This is a genomic window from Rhodovulum sp. (genome assembly GCF_011048875.1).
Taxonomy (GTDB): domain Bacteria; phylum Pseudomonadota; class Alphaproteobacteria; order Rhodobacterales; family Rhodobacteraceae; genus Rhodovulum; species Rhodovulum tesquicola.
On the sequence record NZ_DSDD01000493.1, the window covers coordinates 1 to 2363 of the forward strand.

Consider the following 2363-nt stretch of genomic DNA (forward strand, 5'->3'; position numbering starts at 1 on the left):
CGGGCCGAATGTCTCCTCATGGGCAAAGCGCATCTCTTGCGTGGCCCCTGCGATCACGGTGGGTTCGTAGAACATGCCCCCGCGCGCATGACGTTGCCCGCCCGACAGCACCCGCGCGCCCCGCGCCGTGGCATCCGCCACATGCGCCTCGACCTTTTCCAGCGCCTCGTCAGAGATCAGCGGGCCAAGATCGGTGCCCGCCTCCAGACCATTGCCCACCTGCAGCCGGGCGACGGCATCCGCCAGCTTCGCGGCAAAGGCGTCATAGACGCCCGCCTGCACATAGATGCGGTTCGCGCAGACGCAGGTCTGGCCATTGTTGCGGAACTTGCAGGCGATGGCGCCCTGAACGGCGGCATCCAGATCGGCATCGTCGAACACGATGAAGGGCGCGTTGCCGCCCAGTTCCATCGAGCATTTCTTGACCTGATCGGCCGCCTGGCGCAGCAGGATGCGCCCCACCTCGGTCGAGCCGGTGAAACTCAGCTTGCGCACGGTCGGATTCTCGCAGAACTCGTGGCCGATCTCGGCGGCGCGGGTCGAGGTGACGACCGACAGCAGCCCCGCGGGCACCCCCGCCCGTTCCGCCAGCACCGCCATCGCCAGCGCCGACAGCGGCGTGTCCTCGGCGGGCTTGATGACCGTCGCGCAGCCCGCCGCCAGCGCGGGGGCGGCCTTGCGGGTGATCATGGCGTTGGGAAAGTTCCAGGGCGTGATCGCCGCCGCCACGCCGACCGGCTGGCGGATCACGCTCAGCCGCTTGTCCGGCTGGTGGCCGGGGATCGTCTCGCCATAGATGCGCTTGGCCTCCTCGGCGAACCATTCGATGAACCCGGCGCCATAGGCGATCTCGCCGCGCGCCTCGGCCAGCGGCTTGCCCATCTCGGCGGTCAGGATGACCGCCAGATCCTCCTGCGCCGCCATCATCAGCTCGAACCAGCGGCGCAGGATACCCGCCCGGTCCTTCGCACAGCGCGCGGCCCAGTCCGTCTGCGCCAGCCGCGCCGCCTCGATCGCGCGGGCGGTTTCGGCGCGGCCAAGATCGGGAACGCTGGCCAGCACCGCCCCGGTCGCGGGGTTCCTGACCTCGAAGCTGGCACCGTCATCGGCCCCGCCCCATTCGCCGCCGACAAGGGCGCGGCTGGCCAGCAGGTCACAGTCCCCGAGAAGGTTCTTGAGATCGCTTGCGGGCATCGGTCATCCTCCCTTGCAGTTCGGCCGCAGGCAAACACGGGGGGCGCGGGATGTCCAGCCACGAGGACGGGATCGACTGGGACGACGCCTATGCCAACGCCGCCCATATCCCCGGCGCCATGGACTATCCCCCGCGCTGGGCCGCCGCCGCCGCGGCCTTCCGGGCCGGTGCGCGCGGCGCGACCGACCTGCCCTATGGCCACCATCTCCGCCAGCGCTTCGACATCTTCCTGCCGGCGGGGCGCCCCGTCGGGCTGATGGTCTTCGTGCATGGCGGCTACTGGATGCGGTTCGACAAGTCCTCGTGGTCGCATCTGGCCGCCGGGCCAGTCGCGCGCGGGCTGGCGGTCGCGCTGCCCTCCTACCGGCTGGCGCCCGAGGCGGGCATCCCCGCGATCACCGCCGATATCGCCGCTGGCCGACCTGCGCCCGCTGCTGCGCACGCAGATGAACCGGACGCTGGGCCTGGACGCCGCCACCGCTGCCATCGAAAGCCCCGTCCTGCACAGCCCCCACCCCGACCTGCCAGTCAACGCCTGGGTCGGTGCCGTCGAACGCCCCGCCTTCCTCGACCAGGCCCGCTGGCTGGCCGAGGCCTGGCCCGGCACCGCCGCGCACATCGCCGAGGGCCGCCACCATTTCGAGGAACGTCTGAAAAACCTCCCGACTTCAGCCTGATCTGGTAGGCTTGGGCATCCCTGCAAAGAGCCCCACCTATGCCGAAACAGCCCGCCTTTCCCGGCCTGCGCGATGCGATGAAGAAGAAGGTCACGCGGCGCGAGCAATTCCTGGCGGAGCTGGCCGCGGTGGTGCCCTGGTGTCGGCTGCTCGCGCTGATCGCACCGCATTATACCAAGGCTGGGCCGAAGGGCGGCCGTCCACCGATGCCGCTGGAGGTGATGCTGCGGGTCTATTTCCTGCAGAACTGGTATGCCCTGAGCGACCCGATGGCCGAGAAGACCCTTTACGACAGCGAGGCGATGCGGCGCTTTGCCGGGATCGAGCTGGGCGACGACCGCATCCCGGACGAGACCACGATCCTGAAATTCCGCCATCTGCTGGAGCGGCACGGGCTGACCGAGGCGATCTTTGCGGATGTGAACACGCAGCTCGCCGACAAGGGGATCACGCTGCGCTCGGGCACGTTGGTGGATGCGACCATCATCGAC

The 2363-nt window shown here is 69.4% G+C and carries 2 protein-coding genes and 1 pseudogene; 2 read left to right on the forward strand and 1 reads right to left on the reverse strand.

What is annotated here, in order from left to right; translation table 11 throughout:
* Nucleotides 1-1194 (reverse strand): NAD-dependent succinate-semialdehyde dehydrogenase (locus ENN83_RS16660; protein WP_287188941.1); only part of this gene is annotated, 1194 nt, incomplete at its 3' end.
* A 71-nt stretch (nucleotides 1195-1265) separates the two neighbouring features.
* Here ENN83_RS16660 and ENN83_RS16665 point away from each other — a divergent pair.
* A pseudogene (locus ENN83_RS16665) lies at nucleotides 1266-1872 on the forward strand (alpha/beta hydrolase).
* Between the two features lie 38 nt (nucleotides 1873-1910).
* Nucleotides 1911-2363: IS5 family transposase (locus ENN83_RS16670; RefSeq protein ID WP_287188943.1), on the forward strand; the 453-nt coding region annotated here is incomplete at its 3' end.